The sequence below is a fragment of the Burkholderia sp. YIM B11467 genome (assembly GCF_052952715.1).
The window spans coordinates 355,424-371,348 of record NZ_JBQVSQ010000004.1 but is presented as its reverse complement, the minus strand read 5'-3'; the positions used below and the strand labels follow the sequence as shown (position 1 = coordinate 371,348).

Annotated in this window: 14 protein-coding genes; 8 read left to right on the top strand and 6 right to left on the bottom strand. The window is 65.0% G+C overall.

Annotation, left to right across the window (positions count from 1 at the left end; all coding sequences use genetic code 11):
• Nucleotides 1-36 precede the first annotated feature (36 nt).
• The gene (gene sctC, locus ACTRWB_RS16825; protein ID WP_446902560.1) at nt 37-1,872 is read left to right on the top strand and encodes a type III secretion system outer membrane ring subunit SctC; all 1,836 of its coding nucleotides are present in this window, start codon (nt 37-39) and stop codon (nt 1,870-1,872) included.
• Between the two features lie 143 nt (nt 1,873-2,015).
• Entirely contained in the window at nt 2,016-2,984 is a 969-nt protein-coding gene (locus ACTRWB_RS16820) for a hypothetical protein (protein ID WP_446902559.1), read from the top strand.
• A gap of 267 nt (nt 2,985-3,251) precedes the next feature.
• On the opposite strand, the gene ACTRWB_RS16815 is transcribed toward ACTRWB_RS16820, so the two are convergent.
• Together ACTRWB_RS16815 and ACTRWB_RS16810 are read right to left on the bottom strand one after the other, a co-directional pair.
• Entirely contained in the window at nt 3,252-4,280 is a 1,029-nt protein-coding gene (locus ACTRWB_RS16815) for an AraC family transcriptional regulator ligand-binding domain-containing protein (RefSeq protein ID WP_446902558.1), read from the bottom strand.
• A 66-nt stretch (nt 4,281-4,346) separates the two neighbouring features.
• The gene (locus tag ACTRWB_RS16810; protein ID WP_446902557.1) at nt 4,347-5,177 is read right to left on the bottom strand and encodes an oxidoreductase; all 831 of its coding nucleotides are present in this window, start codon (nt 5,175-5,177) and stop codon (nt 4,347-4,349) included.
• Nucleotides 5,178-5,527: 350 nt separating this feature from the next.
• Between ACTRWB_RS16810 and ACTRWB_RS16805 the strand changes: the two genes are divergently transcribed.
• On the top strand, nt 5,528-5,998 hold the full coding sequence (locus ACTRWB_RS16805) for a DUF2147 domain-containing protein (protein ID WP_446902556.1): 471 nt from the start codon (nt 5,528-5,530) through the stop codon (nt 5,996-5,998).
• 138 nt (nt 5,999-6,136) lie between these two features.
• Here the strand turns inward: ACTRWB_RS16805 and ACTRWB_RS16800 are convergent, their stop codons facing one another.
• The 3 genes from ACTRWB_RS16800 to ACTRWB_RS16790 form a co-directional block, all read right to left on the bottom strand.
• Nucleotides 6,137-6,922, bottom strand: a complete 786-nt coding sequence (locus ACTRWB_RS16800; protein WP_446902555.1) for a response regulator transcription factor — start codon at nt 6,920-6,922, stop codon at nt 6,137-6,139.
• A gap of 398 nt (nt 6,923-7,320) precedes the next feature.
• The gene (locus tag ACTRWB_RS16795) at nt 7,321-8,016 is read right to left on the bottom strand and encodes a DUF3455 domain-containing protein (RefSeq protein WP_446902554.1); all 696 of its coding nucleotides are present in this window, start codon (nt 8,014-8,016) and stop codon (nt 7,321-7,323) included.
• A 20-nt stretch (nt 8,017-8,036) separates the two neighbouring features.
• Nucleotides 8,037-8,486: an HrpB1 family type III secretion system apparatus protein gene (locus ACTRWB_RS16790; RefSeq protein WP_193102690.1), complete on the bottom strand. Its 450-nt coding sequence runs from the start codon at nt 8,484-8,486 to the stop codon at nt 8,037-8,039.
• Nucleotides 8,487-8,849: 363 nt separating this feature from the next.
• Here ACTRWB_RS16790 and ACTRWB_RS16785 point away from each other — a divergent pair, with 363 nt between their 5' ends.
• The 4 genes from ACTRWB_RS16785 (at nt 8,850) to ACTRWB_RS16770 (ending at nt 10,735) form a co-directional block, all read left to right on the top strand.
• Nucleotides 8,850-9,545: a hypothetical protein gene (locus ACTRWB_RS16785; RefSeq protein WP_446902553.1), complete on the top strand. Its 696-nt coding sequence runs from the start codon at nt 8,850-8,852 to the stop codon at nt 9,543-9,545.
• A 192-nt stretch (nt 9,546-9,737) separates the two neighbouring features.
• Nucleotides 9,738-9,902 carry a hypothetical protein gene (locus ACTRWB_RS16780; RefSeq protein WP_193102691.1) on the top strand — a complete coding sequence of 55 codons (165 nt, stop codon included), beginning with the start codon at nt 9,738-9,740 and terminating at the stop codon, nt 9,900-9,902.
• 33 nt (nt 9,903-9,935) lie between these two features.
• Complete coding sequence (locus ACTRWB_RS16775; protein WP_446902552.1) at nt 9,936-10,316, top strand: HrpB1 family type III secretion system apparatus protein; 381 nt, start codon at nt 9,936-9,938, stop codon at nt 10,314-10,316.
• A complete protein-coding gene (locus ACTRWB_RS16770) occupies nt 10,313-10,735 on the top strand; it encodes a GNAT family N-acetyltransferase (protein ID WP_446902551.1) in 423 nt (140 codons plus the stop codon). The genes ACTRWB_RS16775 and ACTRWB_RS16770 overlap by 4 nt, the downstream gene beginning before the upstream one ends.
• Before the next feature lie 53 nt (nt 10,736-10,788).
• Here ACTRWB_RS16770 and ACTRWB_RS16765 read toward each other — a convergent pair whose 3' ends face one another.
• Entirely contained in the window at nt 10,789-11,796 is a 1,008-nt protein-coding gene (locus tag ACTRWB_RS16765; protein WP_446902550.1) for a hypothetical protein, read from the bottom strand.
• 499 nt (nt 11,797-12,295) lie between these two features.
• Between ACTRWB_RS16765 and ACTRWB_RS16760 the strand changes: the two genes are divergently transcribed.
• Nucleotides 12,296-15,547, top strand: coding sequence for a hypothetical protein (locus tag ACTRWB_RS16760; protein ID WP_446902549.1), 3,252 nt, complete (start codon nt 12,296-12,298; stop codon nt 15,545-15,547).
• Nucleotides 15,548-15,925 lie beyond the last annotated feature (378 nt).

Sequence of the window (15,925 nt, the reverse complement as noted above, 5' to 3'; positions counted from 1 at the left end):
TTCGCCCGATCAATTTCCAGTCAGCCGGCAAACCACATGACAGTCACTTCGCGTCGTAAACCATGGGGAAGGCGGTTCGCCGCCAGCCTCAAACTGTGCCTGATCCTTTCCCTGGCCATCGGCGATGGCGCGCGCCCCGCGCTGGCTGCCGACGTGCCGTTCCGGACCTCGGCGGTGCACATCGAGGTGGAAGGCAAGGACCTGAAAGACGTGCTGCGGGATTTCGCGGCCAGCCAGGGCGTCGTCGCGTCGGTGGCCGGCGACGTGCATGGCGCGGTGTCCGGCCGCTTCGACATGTCGCCGCGGCGCTTCCTCGATACGCTGTCGTCGACGTTCGGATTCGTCTGGTTCTACGATGGCAGCGTGCTGTCGATCAGCAGCGCCAGCGACGTGACGCGCCGGGTGATTCATCTCGACTTCGCCCGCACGAAGGAATTGCGCTCGACGCTCGCGCAGATGGGGCTGGAGAACAAGCGCTTCCCGATCGTCTACGATCCGTCGATGGGCGCGGCGCTGGTGACCGGCCCGAGCCAGTACGTGGCGCTGGTCGCCAATCTCGCGTCGCGCCTCGATCAGAACGCGAACCGGCGGGTCGGTACCGGCGTGCGGATTTTCCCGCTGAAACATGGCTGGGCGGCCGATCACGACGTGGTGATCGACGGCAAGACCGTGACGGTGCCGGGCGTCGCGCGCGTGCTGGCGGAGATGTATCACGCGGGCAAGGACGATGGGGACGGGAACCCGGGCCTCGGCGCGAGCACCATGGCGCCCGGCATGGAACGCCAGACGCCGATGACCGACGCGTCCGGCGGCACCGGCGGCGGCTCGCCGTTCAACCCGGCCAGCGGCGGCGTCAATCCGCCGTTGCCCGCCTTCTTCGGTCACGGCTCGGGCAGCGCGCCGCAGTTTGCCGCGCAGCCGCCGGCGCCGGGCCGCGGCGCGGACGGCAGCTACGCGAACGCCGGCGGCGGTGGCGGCGGCACGGGCGCGGTGCCGTCGGGCACCGGCATGCTGCCCGTGATCAAGGCCGATCCGCGAACGAACTCCGTGCTGATCCGCGACTTGCCGCAGCGCATCGGCCAGTATCAGGCGCTGATCGATCAGCTGGATGTGCGGCGGCGGCTGGTCGAGATCGAAGCGCACATCATCGAAATCGACGATTCGGCGCTGCGCCAGCTCGGCGTCGACTGGCGCGCGCACAACAGCCACATCGACATCCAGACCGGCACCGGCACGACGGCGGCCAACAGCTATTCGAACGGGCAGTTGAACCCCATCTTCAGCGGCACCGATTCGAAGGGCAGCACGATCCTCAACGCGACGCCGGCCGGCCTGTCGCTGACCGCCGTGCTCGGCGATGCGGGGCGCTACCTGATGGCGCGCGTCAATGCGCTCGAAGACAGCAATCTCGCCAAGATCGATGCCAGCCCGAAGGTGGCGACGCTCGACAACGTCGAAGCCGTGATGGACAACAAGAAGCGCTTTTATGTCCGCGTGCAGGGCTACACGTCGGGCGACCTGTACGCGATCTCGACCGGCACGTCGCTGCGCGTGCTGCCGATGGTCGTCGACGAAGACGGGCGGACCCAGATCAAGCTGCAGGTCCACGTCGAAGACGGCATGACGACCTCGGAGAAGGTCGACAACATTCCGGTCATCACGACCAGCACGATCAACACCGAGGCGGTCGTATCGCAGGGGGAGAGCCTGCTGATCGCCGGCTATCGGGTAGACAACACGTCGAACGGGGAGAGCGGCATTCCGGTGCTGTCGAAGATCCCGCTGCTCGGCGGCCTGTTCCGCTATCGCGAGAACCAGCACAGCCACATGGAACGGCTGGTGCTGCTGTCGCCGCGGCTGATCGAATTCTGACGACTGGTGGATGTCCTGCGATGCGCCCGCCGCGCAACGGACGTCCATACGCAATTCGATCGACCGGATCGCATCACGTTCGTTCGACCGTCCATGACGAACGTATCTTCGGTCTGCGAATCATTCAACCTAACGAGGACATCATGACACTCCCTGTCGGATCAAGACCGCCAAGCCCGATCGCCGGGTCGCACGTTGAAGGGCAAGCCCCCGCGTCTCCCTATGCGCAGCAGCGCGGGTCCACGGAACTTCGCGCGACCGACGGGCCGCTCGGCGGATTGAGCACGCGGCCGGCGAGCCGCACGTCGCAAAGGCCGGATGCCGCGGGGTCGCCGCAAGCCGAAAGCACCGAGCATTCCCCGGTCGATTCGCTCAGCACGTTGCGGGACGAGATCGACTCGGCTACCGACCTGGACAAACTGCATCGGCTCACCGGGATGGTCGCATCGCGCGCGGACTCGCAAGCGATCCCGGCATCGAGCGAGCACGCCCCGGAGACGCTCTTCCTCACGATTGGCGGGAAGATGTCCGAGGCGATGACGCGCATCGCGCCCATCCAGGCGGAGGAACATACGGCTCAGCTCGCGCAAAGCATCTCGGCGTTCAGCCGCATGCGCCCCCCGGCACTCGCGGCGGCAGGTGTGTATCACGCTTCCACCCTCATCAACGGCACGCTGCCGCGCGCAGCACAGCAAGCCGTTTTCGACCAATCGCTTGCCGCGGCCCGGAACCTCCCGGCGGGCAATCGGGCAAATATCCTGATCGCGCTGCAGACGGCCATCTTCCGCTCCCCCGAGCCCACCACGCCGGACTCGCTTCGTGACGCACGAACGAATCTGTCCGGCATCGCGAACAGCACGCGTGGCATCCCGCCGGAGCAACTCAAACCGATCGTCGAGGGGCTCGCAGCGGATCCGAAGCTCTTCTTGCTGGCACTCAACGAAGGGGACTGGCAGTCCTCGTTCAACGCGATCGTCGACGCGTCGAACGGGCTATCGTCAGGCGACCGGCAGGAAGTCCGCAAACGGCTGAGCGATTCGCTCGACACGATCGAGCAGAATATCGGCCCTGCGGGAATCAACGACGCCCGCGCGCATCTGAAAACGCTGTAGCCGCACGTCACGCGCCACGACGCCTGGAGGCCCGGCCGGGATTCGAGAAAAATCCGTCATATCTCCCCAGATACGGCATGCGGTCGGCCGGGGTTCATCAATCACGCACGCCAGGTCGGGTTGCAGACGGGGTCTCAGGATCGCTCTAGCGCTGTCTGCCCGCGGGTGTGGACTGTCTCCTCGACCGACGGACTCTGCGCTGCCTTCATAAGTCGACGGCACAGCGGGGGGCTCTGAGGCGCAAACTCGTGCGGCGATGCGTGCACTTCAGATCGATTCGGCGGCAAAGCTCGGTGAGTTCAGTTCGCGCCACCGGTTTGGGGTGACACCCTCCCAATCCCGGAACGCGCGATAGAACGAGCTCGTGTCCTGATAGCCCAGCAGGCAGGAAACTTCGTCGATGCCCGCTGCCGGGTCCGCGAGCAATCGCCGCCAGAGCTCCTGCCGCGCCTCGGCAAGCAGATCCCGAAATGTCGTGCCTTCATCGGTTATGCGGCGCTGCAGCGTCCGCTCACTCATCCCGAGGTCGCGCGCCACATCCGGCAGTTCCGGCCGGCCGCTGGCGAGACACCGCTTGAGTACAGCTTTTACCTGCTCACGAATCGAGCTGAGCGCTTCCAGTTCCCCAAGCGCTTCGGTAAGTGCGGGGGTCAGCATCTCGAGCAATTCGGGATTGTGGCCGGGAAACGGTCTGTCCAGATCGGACGACTTCAGCACGAGTGCATTGCGCGACGCGCCGTAGCGAATCGGGCAACCGAAATACGCGCGGCAGGACTCGTGTCGCGGCCCCGTGCGAACGAACTCCACGCGGCGCGGTGTCAGGCGTTGACCCGTGCCCCGCCTGCCGAGTTCGAGCAACATCGCGAACGTGACATCGGTCGCAATGGCAGGCTCGGGTTCGGTCGCGTATAGCCATTCAGCGGTGAGCGTGCACTCGGCACCTTCCTCGGCGATATGCAATTGCTCCGGCGTGCACAGTCGCTTGAAGCGTGCGACCCGCTCGAGGCCGTCCCGATAGTCCCGTGCATGGAATGCAGCCAGGATGGAAGGGGGGTGCGTCGCAGTATCGCTTTGGGTCACGAGTGCGATGCCCAGGCCTGGCCCGGGCGCAAGCTGCTCGATCGCTTTCCATAGCGCGAAGTACTGCTCCGTGCTGACGAGTGCCTTCGGATTCAAGTGCAGCGTGGCAGGTAGCCGAGCCAGACGCAGTATCGCGGACGGCGACAAGCCGACGTGCGCCATCGTGCGCCAGAACGCCTGCGGCACCTTGCATCGGTCTGCCATGACTGCACTCATCGTTGCCTCTGCGTGGAATCGCCCTGGCGCTCGCCCATGTCTGGCTTGTGAGGACGCGCACCCATCCTAGCGCATCTGGCTCATGATCACGCGGTCGAACATGCGGTCGCCAAACCAGGTGCGAATCAGGATCATCGGCTTCGCGTATTTACCGGCGACGTATCGCGTGCGCGGCTTTTTGGCACGCACTGCCTGCGATACCACGTTGGCGATGACGGCTGGGTCCGTGCCGCGTCCATTGTCATAGGCTTGCTGCGTGGCCTTCGCGACGGCCTGAGTCAGCTTCGCATAAGCGCCGCTTCCGGAGCGGGCAAGCAGGCCGCGTGAAACCACGTCGCCGAATCCTGTCTCGATCAGGCCTGGCTCCACGATCACGACGCGAATGCCGAATGGCGCGAGTTCGAGCCGCAGACAATCCGACCATCCCTCGAGCGCATGTTTCGTCGCGTGATACCACGCGCCGAGCAGCGTATAGATCTTGCCACCCATCGACGTGATGTTGACGATCGTGCCGCTTCCCTTCTCGCGCATGGCAGGAAGAAGCAATTGCGTGAGGCGGGCCGTGCCGAACACGTTGACTTCGAACTGGTATCGCGCTTCCTCGATTCCCACGTCCTCTACCGGCCCGTACAACCCGAATCCGGCATTGTTGACGAGCACGTCCACGCCCCCGGTTTCCTTAAGGATCGTATCGACGGCCGCGACGATCTCCGTTTCGCGGGAAAGGTCCATGCGCAGCAGCCTCGCGCCGCGGCGCTCCAGGTCGATCATCTTGTCCACGTTCCGGGCAGCCACATAGACCTGGAAGCCATCTTGGATCAGCTGTCGTGCGATTTCCTTGCCCATGCCCGAGGAGGCGCCTGTCACGAGGGCCGTCTTTTTGCTTCTATCAAACATCGTGGTCTCTCAGCGAGTTCTGACTAGGTTGAAAGTTACTCGCTACACGGCGCCGGCACACTAACCGAACGCGCCACACGGGTTGCAATTCGCGCCATGCCAAGGGTAATGGGAAGCGCAGATCCTCCCGCGGAAAGAATGGCGCCATACGCAACCGGATCGTCGTCGTCGGCCACTGTGCTATCCAGCCTCAATACTTACGATCCAGTCATTCATCGCAATCATGCACGCGCGTCGTGTGCGTGAGCCCGGTCCTGTCGAACTGTGCGCTGCCATTGTGGAGACGCATACCCGCTGGTTGCTCCGGACAAGGTTGCGCGTTGAAAACCCGTCAAACAAGGATCACCGGCATGAAAACAAGCGTGGTTTTACGTCAATCCGCTGTCTCCATGATGCTCTTCATCATGAGCCTGTCATTCGCGGTAACGGCTCATGCCCAGCACGCTCCCGCCGACGAGATTGTTGGAACATGGGAAGCCGATGATGGCAGCGTGAAGCTCGACATGTACAAGGCTGGAACCGAATTCGAGGCGCGCCTGCTGTACGGGAACCAGGTCGTGGAATCCGACAACGTCACGTTCAAGCTTGACACCCGAAACCCCAATCCCGCACTACGTTCCCGCTCGCTGAAAAACATCGTGTTTCTGTCGCGCCTTCACTGGGAGGAGGGTGAATGGGTGGGCGGTTCTCTCTACGACGGGTCCTCCGGACGTACGTACAACTGCAAGGCGACTATCAAGGATGGAAAGATGCATCTGCGTGGTTACCTCGGCGTATCCGCCTTGGGACAGACCAGGGTGTTCCATCGTGCGAACGGGTAATGAGGCTCGGCTCGGGGACTGCCTGCTGGATCCGCCACGCCCCGTTCCATTACGCGATCCGACCATCGACTTCGCATTCAAACCAGCAGCCCGGAGCGAGACGGGGTGGACTTTTAGCGAATCCCGGCCGGACCTCGCCTAGGTGTTGCACGCGGCCTCGCTGTCGCTCGTCATCAGCTTGGACGGCCCGGCCGCCGGCGCGCGGAGCAGCCGCGCGTTGGCCGGCTCGCCAACCTGCGCCATCACCCGCTCGACCACGCGCTCGATCCGGTAGCCGTGCGCGTACATCGTGCGCAGCACGATGCCGCACGCGCCGTCGAGCAGCAGCTTCTTGCGCAGCTTGTAGATGTGCTGCTCGAGCGTGCGCCCGACGATTTCCTCGGAACTGCCCCACACGGTCGCGGCGATCGCGCGCCGCGTCACGTAGTTGCCGTGCTGCGAGAACAGCACCCACGCAATCGCGAATTCGCGGGTGGTCAGGCGTACCACCTTGCCGTTCATTTCCACGCTGCCGTTGCGGCGGCTCAACCGGTAGATGCCCATGCCGATTTCGTCGTCGGTCGGCTGCGGCTTGCCGGACTCCGCGGGATTGCCGGTGAAGCGATGCACCGCGAGCAGGAAGCGCAGGCGCAGCTCGCGCGGATCGACCGGCTTCAGCACGATATCGTCGGCGCCCGCGCTCAACGCGGCGATCGCCCGGTCGTGCGCGAGAAATTCGCCGATCGCGATCAGCGGCGCGCGCCGGTCGCCATAACACGCGCGCCGGGCCAGCACCGGGTGAGACGCATCCATGCCCGCGGATGCGTCGAACACGATCGCGCTGAATTCTTCCCGATGCAGCGCGCGCGCCAGATCGATGTCCTCGCTATAGCGCGTGCAGATGACGCCATCGCCGACCAGACAGCTTTGAATCAGATGAAACAACGCCGAATCGTGGGTAAAGATTGCCAGTTTCAATGGGCACCTCGCGAAGACATCGCTCTTTTACTTGGACGCTCGGGAAGACACGACAGCGCCTGTCCCGGCCCACGAAAGGTAGGGGGAGGCCCTCGCTAGATCCGTAACATTTTGTTAAATAACGCAAGAAATGACATGACGCAGCCTGGAACGTGTCATGCCGAGAAAAAAATATTGGAACAATTGGGCGGAATTGGGCGACGTTAAGCGATTATTCAATCAATTTTTCATCGCTCAATATTTGGTCAATTGCTCATTTCAAGAGCAAAATGTCTAACAAATCGCCTGCGCCAGCCTTGTGGCGCAAGGGCTTTCGCGAAATATTACAGGCCGTAAAGTATCAACTGACTTTGATTGAGTATTGGTCAGTTGTTTGGAATCGGTACCGTGCCGTTTGCCGGATGAACCGGCGCGTGCCACGGCGCCGGCATTGCGCCGCCGCGACCGGTTTGCGTCGGCGCATTCGCTGCATTGCCGGCGCGCGCGCTGTAAATCAGATAGGTCGCGCCATACGGTACCAGCAGCGTGCTGCCTTCTCGATCGCACAGCGGATCCGGCGGCAGGCCGCCGCTGGTGGCGACCTGCTGGATCATCGACGTGCGTGCAAAACGTCCGCCGCGCATCACGCTGCCCGGACGGCGACGCGCGACGAAGCGCGCCCAGACCGGCGTGCCGGCCGTGACCTGCGCGACTGCATCGGCGCGCACGACGACGTAGCTGCTGTCGTAGGCCGTGAAATAGCCGCCCGGCGCGACGGTGCCGACGCTCTGGCGCTGCGGGTCGACGAGCGTCGCGAGATCGCCTTCGCGGGCCCACAAACGCACTTCGCCGTCATGGCGGCATTCGTAAATGGTCTGGCCGCGCGCGGTCAGCACCTGGTCGAGGTGCTGGGCCGGGCCGGCCCGCAGCATCGCGGGCAAGTCGTCGTCGGCCGGCACGACATGGGGCGCGGCACAGGCCGCAAGGGCGGCCAGCGTCATCGCCGACGCCAGCGTGCGTGCCGCGTGCGTCGCATGCGATACGCAGCACACGATGAAGCCGGAGGAGGGGCTCGGGAACATGCGGATCGTGCCGGCTCGAATCAGGCCGCTTGCACGCGGTTCGAACTGAGCGCTTCCGCGACGCGCGCGTGCGCGTCGGCGCTGCGGTAGCCCACGTGCTGATCGTCGCTGGCCGCGGCGAGGAAGCGGTCGACGATCGCGATCGCGGTCGGGTGGCCGTTCGCGAGCACCGCCCGCGCGCAACGCTGCCAATCGATATCGCCCTGCATGTACAGGCACCAGCTCTGCAAGGCCCAGCTGATCGGCCCGCCGTCGCCCCGCTCGTCGATCTGCCGCAGCACCTGCGACGCGGCAAGCCAGTTCGACGAGCCGATCTCGAGTCGCGCTTCGCAGATGTCGCCGGTCGGGCCATGCGGGTGCAGCACGCGCAACGCCGGCAGCATGTCCTCGAGCTCGGCACGCGAGCCGCAACGCACGCCCCAGGAAAACATCGTCAGCAGGATATTCGACACGACTTGTGGGTTCGACATGGTGTTGGCTCCGAAGACGTAGTAAGCGTCGCGACCGGATCAGGCGGACGAACGGGTCGCGTCGATGCGCCGATGACGCAGCCATGGCGGCATCGAGATTGTCCGCGACGCGATGGTCGTGCATGCCGGCGCGCACGAAGCGCTGAATGGGGCGACGAATCGTGCGCGACAACGAACGGTCGCGCCGCGCAGGCCGCTATCCGCATCGCGCGGTGATCGACCGGTTCGGTTCGCATGACGCGGCTTCGCATCGGTCGCCGGGTTCGCGCGTGCGTGCCCATAGTCTGACGGTGAATCGGGCCGCTCACGGACGGTGCGTCCGGTTCTTCTGGCGATCCACAATTTTTCAGCGGGAGCAAATACATGAACGACATCACGTCAGGTTGCCTGAGCGCAATCTTCGGCAGTTCGTCGAATATGTCGCCGCAAGGTCTTTCCGGTGGCGGAATCATGGGTGGTCTTGGCATCTTGCAGAAGCTGAAGCAAGACATCGAGAAACTGATTACCGACATGCTGGGGATGGGCGGTGGTGCCGATGGCGGCAACGGCGGCGCGGGCGACGACATGGGCGGCGGCTACGGGAACGGCATGCCGATGGGTGGGAACGGGATGCCGATGGGTGGCAACGGGATGCCGATGGGTGGGAATGGCATGCCGTTGGGCGGCAACGGCATGAACGGCGATGGCATTCAGACCGGTGGCGGTTACGGCAACGGAATGCCCGGCGATGGCTTCAGGCCAGGCCAGGGCCAGGGGCTGCGCGACGTCAAGTTCAACTCGCCGGCCGGCGGAGACGCACTGCACCTGAAGATGGACCAGAACGGCAATCTGTTCAACGGCAGCGGCAATTCCGTCGGACGCTACGATCAGCAGACCGGCCAGCTTTCGTTCAACTCCGGTGCGAGCGATGAGATCAAGCGGCTCATGACGGGTGGCCGCGATGTTCTCGGCGTCGACAGCAAACTCGCCCCGACGGAAGGCTCCGGCGGCAACGCGGTCTTCTCGTCATCGCAGTTCACCATGAGCGTCGGCGACCTGAATCAGAAAGCCGATTTCTGAACGGGTATCTGGCTGCGCGGGCCGGGCGGCCGCGAACAACGCGCTCGCGCACATTCGCTTCGCAGCACGTCGGTTCGGTTCGCGGGCGCAGGGTATGTCGCCGCGCGCTAGTCTTTTCATTGCGATCTGGAGCAGCGAAGGTCAACCAGAGTTCGCATCAATCGAGTCTCACACTGGAATCAGGAGAATCAAATGGGTGCAATTGCAGAAGTCGGGGCGAAAGTCATCGAAGGCATCACCGGGGCAGGCGGCAAGGATGCCGCCAGCTCGTCACCGGTCGACGCGCTGATGCAGGGCCTGCTGGGGTCGGGCCTGAAAACCCTGGAGACCCCGCCGTCCGCCAGCAGCGATTCGTAATACTGAACGATTCACTAATCGGAAAGAATGCTCATGCAACCTGACGACGATGATGATGTTGCCCAGTTGGGACGCGCGGTGATCGACAGCATCATGGGGGATCGTTTCGACGAAGCCGAGGGGTTGCTGGAAAGGCTTTGCGTCGCGCGTCCCGCCGCGCGATCCCTGTTGATATTTCCCGTGGCGATCGCCATCCGGCGGGGACGCCCCCAGGATGCGCTGCATCTGGTCAACGGGTTGCATGAGGACGAGCGCCCGGACCTGAAGGCGCTCTGCCTGCATGCGCTCGGTGATCCGTTATGGCACAGCTATGCGGTCGAACATCAGGACAGTCCCGACCCGGACACCCGCAAGGTCATGCGCGGCTTGCTCGGCATCGAGCGGCAAGCCCACGGCTTCGAAGCGGCGCGATGAATCGATTCCGCCTCGCAGACCGCGCGGATCTGGCGGTCTTCTACGAGGCCGATGCGTCGTACTTTCATGCCGGCAGAGCGGACATCCTGCAGGTCGTCAGCCTGGAAGTGTTCATCGCGCATTACAGCGGGTGCCCGTCAATCGGTTTCGTATGCGACGGCCGCGCGATCGGCGGCATGATCCTCGATCGCGGTCATGCTCACCTGGCCGTGCTGCCCGCGTACCACGGGCGGTGGGCCATTCTGTGGAAGCCCGCGCTTGAATGGCTGTTCCGCATGACGCCGGAGGCATTGGGCGTCGTGGAAGCCGACAATCGCGTCTGCGTTGAATTCATGAAGCGTAACGGCTGGACCGGGGTACCCACGGGCGACGGGAAGATCGTCTTTCGCATTACGCCGCGCATACCGCGGCGCGCCTGATTGGCGAGACTTATCGCTTCAAGATGCTGAACGGCACGCGTGCCGACACGTTGTCAGATGTTGTCGAGCACGCCGAAGACCTTGTCCGCCGTCTGCTTCGCATCCTTGCCGAGGTTGCTGTTCTCGATCGCCGTCTTGGCCTCCGACACACCCACATCCTTGATGACCGTAAGGACCGCGGAGACCGGATTGATGCGGCCTTTCGTGATGATGTCGATGAGGCTCTTGCCGATGCCCTTGAAGAACGCGCCGATATACTTGCCGGCCTGCTCGAACCCCCACTGCAGATTGTCCTTGTTGGTGCCGTCGAGGTTCACGTGGGAATCGTTCGTCTCGTCGAGCTTGTGTCCCGTCTGCTCGAGGTGCGCCCAGCCGCCTCCCGGATGTCCGCCGCCACCGACCACGTCCTGCAACAGCCCGGCTTCCGTACCGTGACGCGCGTCGCCGTCTTTCGTGAAGCCGTCGATCTTGCCGTTGCCGACCTCCGATGCATCGCGCGCGTCGCCGTTCCTGTTTGCCGAACTCTTGATGTTGGTGAGCAACGCGGCCGCCTTGAACGCCTGATCGGGATCGTTGTCCATGTTGCCGCCAACGAATTTGTTCAGGTTGTCCTTGACGCCGCCCTGATTGCCGAGGTTTTTCAGCAGCGGGTTGTCGTCGATGATCTGCTGGGCCGTCCGGTTGTCACCGGGCGGACGCTTCGTCTGATCGTTCGGCACCTGGGTCGCGAATGGCGCCATCGTCGGGTCCGGAGACGCAGCACACCGCGTCTGGTTTACGGCAGGCGCGGGAGGGCCGTCCGATTTCGTCGTGTCGGTGGAGGACTGTGTCCGCGTGAAGTTCGTGTGGAAACCGAGCGGCATGGGCGACACCTGCGCCTGCTGGTACTGACCAACCGGACCTTGAGCCTGCGAGCCGCCGAACTCCGTGGCGAGCAGTCCCTCGATGTCCTGCAGGATTCCCTTGAGCACGGACGCAAGATCATTGGATTGACCGGATTGGCCGCCATGAATCAATGCGCCCATCGAAACCGAATCGGGATACTGGATCGAAATCATCATGCCTCCATGACCGAACGCCCCGCATTGACCGCGGGCATGCGTATCGGGTCAATGGACATTCCAATGCTCAAAGACTAGATGGAGACGCGCCGTGCCGCGCACGTCACGCGAAAAGCCGTACGGAATTCCGAAGTTCCGGCCGTGTAATGCTTACCGACAATAAAATAGGTTTCCTGATTATTGCTGTCAGGTCGGATTCATTCCATCGCGTCACGGCAGTTTCATGTCCGGTCGCGATAGTGGCTGCATCCCACTACGTGATTGTTCCTGCGAGATGTCGACTCCCGCGCTCAACCCATCGACCGGCACGCTGCAAGCACGGGCGGCTGACGATGCAGCTGATACGCCGGCCACCACGGCACCACATACGGAATCGGCACCGACGGCGTCAGGGTCCGGCCAGGTCACCGGTGTCCTGGCCGGGCTGAAATCGAATCTCACGTCGCGCGCCAAGGCGGCCGGCAAAGCGATTGCCCATCCGAAGCGGCCGAATCTCCCGATGGATCTCACCGCGCTGTCGTTGCTCAAGATCGGCACGAAAGGCCGGCCGGTTCTTCCGCACCACACGAAGGATCCCACGCGGGACGTTGCCGTTCCGCCGCCTGAACTGTCCGACGCGACGCAGGCCGAATCGCTCGCCTACGCGCCGCCGGAAAGTGCGACGCGCAAGCCCGTGCGATCGATGCAGCAGGCGCTCGGCGGCTTCAGCGCACGCACGGCCGGCACGACACCGGCCGACGATGCAGCCGACCGGATCGACGACCTGGCCGCGACCGCGCATCGTTGCTTCAGCAACCGCGACCCGGCCAGCATCGACCGCCTCGTCGCGGACGTACGGCACGCGCTCGCGTCGGCATCGGACCTGTCGCCGGCGAGTCTGGCCGGCCAGGGTGAACTGCTGATCGATGCACTGTCCGACTCCTGCCACGAACAACCGGGGCTCGCCCGCGACGTGCTGCATCGCCTGCAGCAAGGTTTGTCGATCCGGTCGCAACCGGCGCGCGATGCCGGTTTCATCGACAACCATCTGACGGCGCTCGCATGGAGAACCGCGCAGAAACTCGCGGAGACCGCCAGCGGCTACGACTGCGTGCATGCGCTGGCCGGTCGCGCGTGGCCGCCCGCGGACGGCGCGGCGCGGTATGCGCCGAGAGTGTGGCTGCAGGCCGCCGATCGCCTCGTCGACACGACGCGGTGCGAAGCCGATCCGGCGGACGTCGAACGCCACGCACGGGCCTTGGCCGACGATACGTCGGCCACGCCGCGCGCCCATGCCGCGTGGATCGTGCGTGCGGCGTCGCGGTTATGGCGAAGCCAGAGCGCGGCGGGCTTGAACGCATCGGACAAGGGCGCGTTGCTCGCCGGTCGCCAGGGCTTTTTCACGGACGGGCCGGGAACGCCGTTCGCCGCCACGAAGAACCGGCTCGCACGCTTCCTGAATCACACGATTCCGCGCGCGACGTCGGACCGTTTCGATCCGGCGCCGGACGAACGCGACGATGCCGTGCCGGTCGCGGCGCAGCGCTCGATGTTCGCGGCCGCGGTGCGCCCGTTCGGATACCGGAAGAGCGCCGTCGCGGCGATGAAGGGCGGGGTGCAAGGCGCAAGCCTCGGCGCATGGTCCAAGGACGAACAGGTGCTCGACGCCGCGCTTCGCGATGCGTTCATCGCGATGCACGCGCACGCTGCGGTTCGCGAACCGGCGGGCGGCGCCGGAAAACTGAGGAAAGACAGCCGCGCGATTCACGAGACAGTCGGCGCGGCTGAACTCGCGGTGCTGGCGGCGCTGTCGCGCACCACCGAACCCACGTCCGGCGCCGGCAGGCAGCCCGTCGAATACGGGATGAAATACGACGACGCCACGGTGGGCCGCATCGCCGAACGCGTCGTGCGCACGCTCGACGACGCGACAATCGACCGGCTCGCACGGCGTACCGTGCAAAGGCCCGGCGAACGCGCATCGTCCGGTGTAGGCCGATCGACGCGGCGCGAAGCACGTGTGCGCCGTACGCTCGTTGCGTTCCGCGACACATTGGCGGGCGCCGACCGGAGTCCGCAGGCGCGCGCCGACGCGCTCAAACGCGTGCGCAAGCACCTGATCGGCGGCTCGGACGTGCTCGATGCGAACAAACTCGGCCGCTGGCGCAAGCACATCGGCGACGACGTGCCGGCCGCGGTCGCCACCCGGTTCGACACGATCGACCGCATCGCGCTCGGGAAAGCGGTCACGCCGCGCGGCACGACGACTGCACATTTCCGCGACGCGGGCGAGCGCATCATCGACGCGCTCGAAGGCAGCGGCAAGGCGGTCGTCACGGAAGGCGGCGTCATCGGCGCGAGCACGCGCGGCATCAGCGCAACCGCCGCGTCGTTCCCGTGGATTGCGCCGCGCGTCAACCTGCAGGCGTCGCACGGTCGCCAGTCGGTACTCGAGTACAGCCGCAGCACGGCCGCGTACAAGATCGGCTTCGGTACGCAGCGCAGAAACCGCTTCGAGGCCGGCGGCGGCATCCAGGTGGGTCACAACATCGGAATCGCGCGTGCGGCCGGCAACCTCGAACTCGGGCACGAGTGGGACGATACCGGGCAATGCACCGTCGACCTGAGCATCGCGCGGCGCCTGCATCCGGACAACGACGCGTACGACGATGCGGCAGGCCGGCGGCAACTGAAGGCCGTCAACCGCTACCTGTTCGACAACGCCGGCCGGGGCAGGGGCGAGCGCGCGCTGTGGAACGAGCTCGGCAGCCGCTTCTTCGACCACGACGACTTCTCGGTCGCCTGGAACAACCAGACCGCCAGGCTGCGGAAAGTCGGCGGCGTGGCCGATCTGCGGGCCGGCGTCAAGATCGGCGCGGGCCAGTATTCGGCGCGCGCGAATGCGGCAGCGGGCGGCACCTATCAATGGGTGCGGCGCGCCGAACTCGATTCGGTCGATGCAAGCGGCCAGACGATGATCGAGAACCATCGTGTCGGCAGCGGCCATCGTGTCGGCGTCGAGGTCGGCGTGAACGTCAGCATCAGCGATCAACTGCAAAACGCGCAGACGGGCAGCGCGCATCCGGCCGATGTCGCGACCGTGTCGATTTTCTCCCCGAAGCTGATCGGGATCGAAGTGCCGGTTCACGACTCGTTTCACCAGGCCAAGGCGACGCTCGTACGCGAACGCGGCAGGCTGCAGGTGCGCGCGTCGAATGCCGACACCGAATTCGCGGACTTCACGCAGTACAAAAAAGCGTTGCGCGAGGATCCCGCGTGGCTGCTCGCGTTCGGCGCGACGCCCGGGCATCCGCTTCCGGCCGCGACGGCGGACTACGAACGGGCACTCGCGGCCGGCCGTGAAAGAGTCGAGCGCTACCTGTCCCATGTCGCCGAGAACCGCGTGCAGAACCTGCGCTTCGTGTTGCGGCGCCGCCTGCGCGAACACGCGGCCAGCGAAGCCGACGCGCTCGACGACCGGATCGCATCGCTGACCGCGAAAAATCGCGGCGACGCGCATGCGCACGACATCGACACGCTGCTCGACCGGCGTGACGCGCTGCTCCGGCGCGTCGACTCATGGATGCCGACCGAACTTCTGACCATCCAGACGAGCGACCGCCAAGTCACGGCGGGGCTGCGGCTCGGCCTGCAGATCGCGGTGCAGAAAGGCGCGCGCGGCGAGCATGAAGTGGCCGCGCTGAAGCTGTCGCCGCGCGAGGCCGATCGACTGGACCGGAACTGGCCGCGACAGCCTGTGCCGCGGGCATGAAGGGCGGGAGGGGCAGGAGGGCATGCCGGCCGACTGCCCCGAAATCCCGGCGGCGACGCGCGCCTTCGGCTGCCCCTCGGCCTGACAACACGCCCCGGATTGTCGCGATCGCGCGTCTGCCGCTGCGTTTTCGCATACATGCGTTCGCCACGAGACGAGCCGACGCACGGAACGGACGCAGACAATGAACGCGTGATCGTGCGGTCCGGGTGACGTCGGCCCGCGCGACAAGACCCGATGCCGTCATGGGCAGCCCATCTCGTCACCCGGCCGTCGAACACGGGATCGCTCGCACCATTCCGCCTTCACGCCGTCGCAGCCCGATGCGTATCACGAGGTGAGCCCGATAAAAGCAATCACCGTCCGGAGAACGAAGTG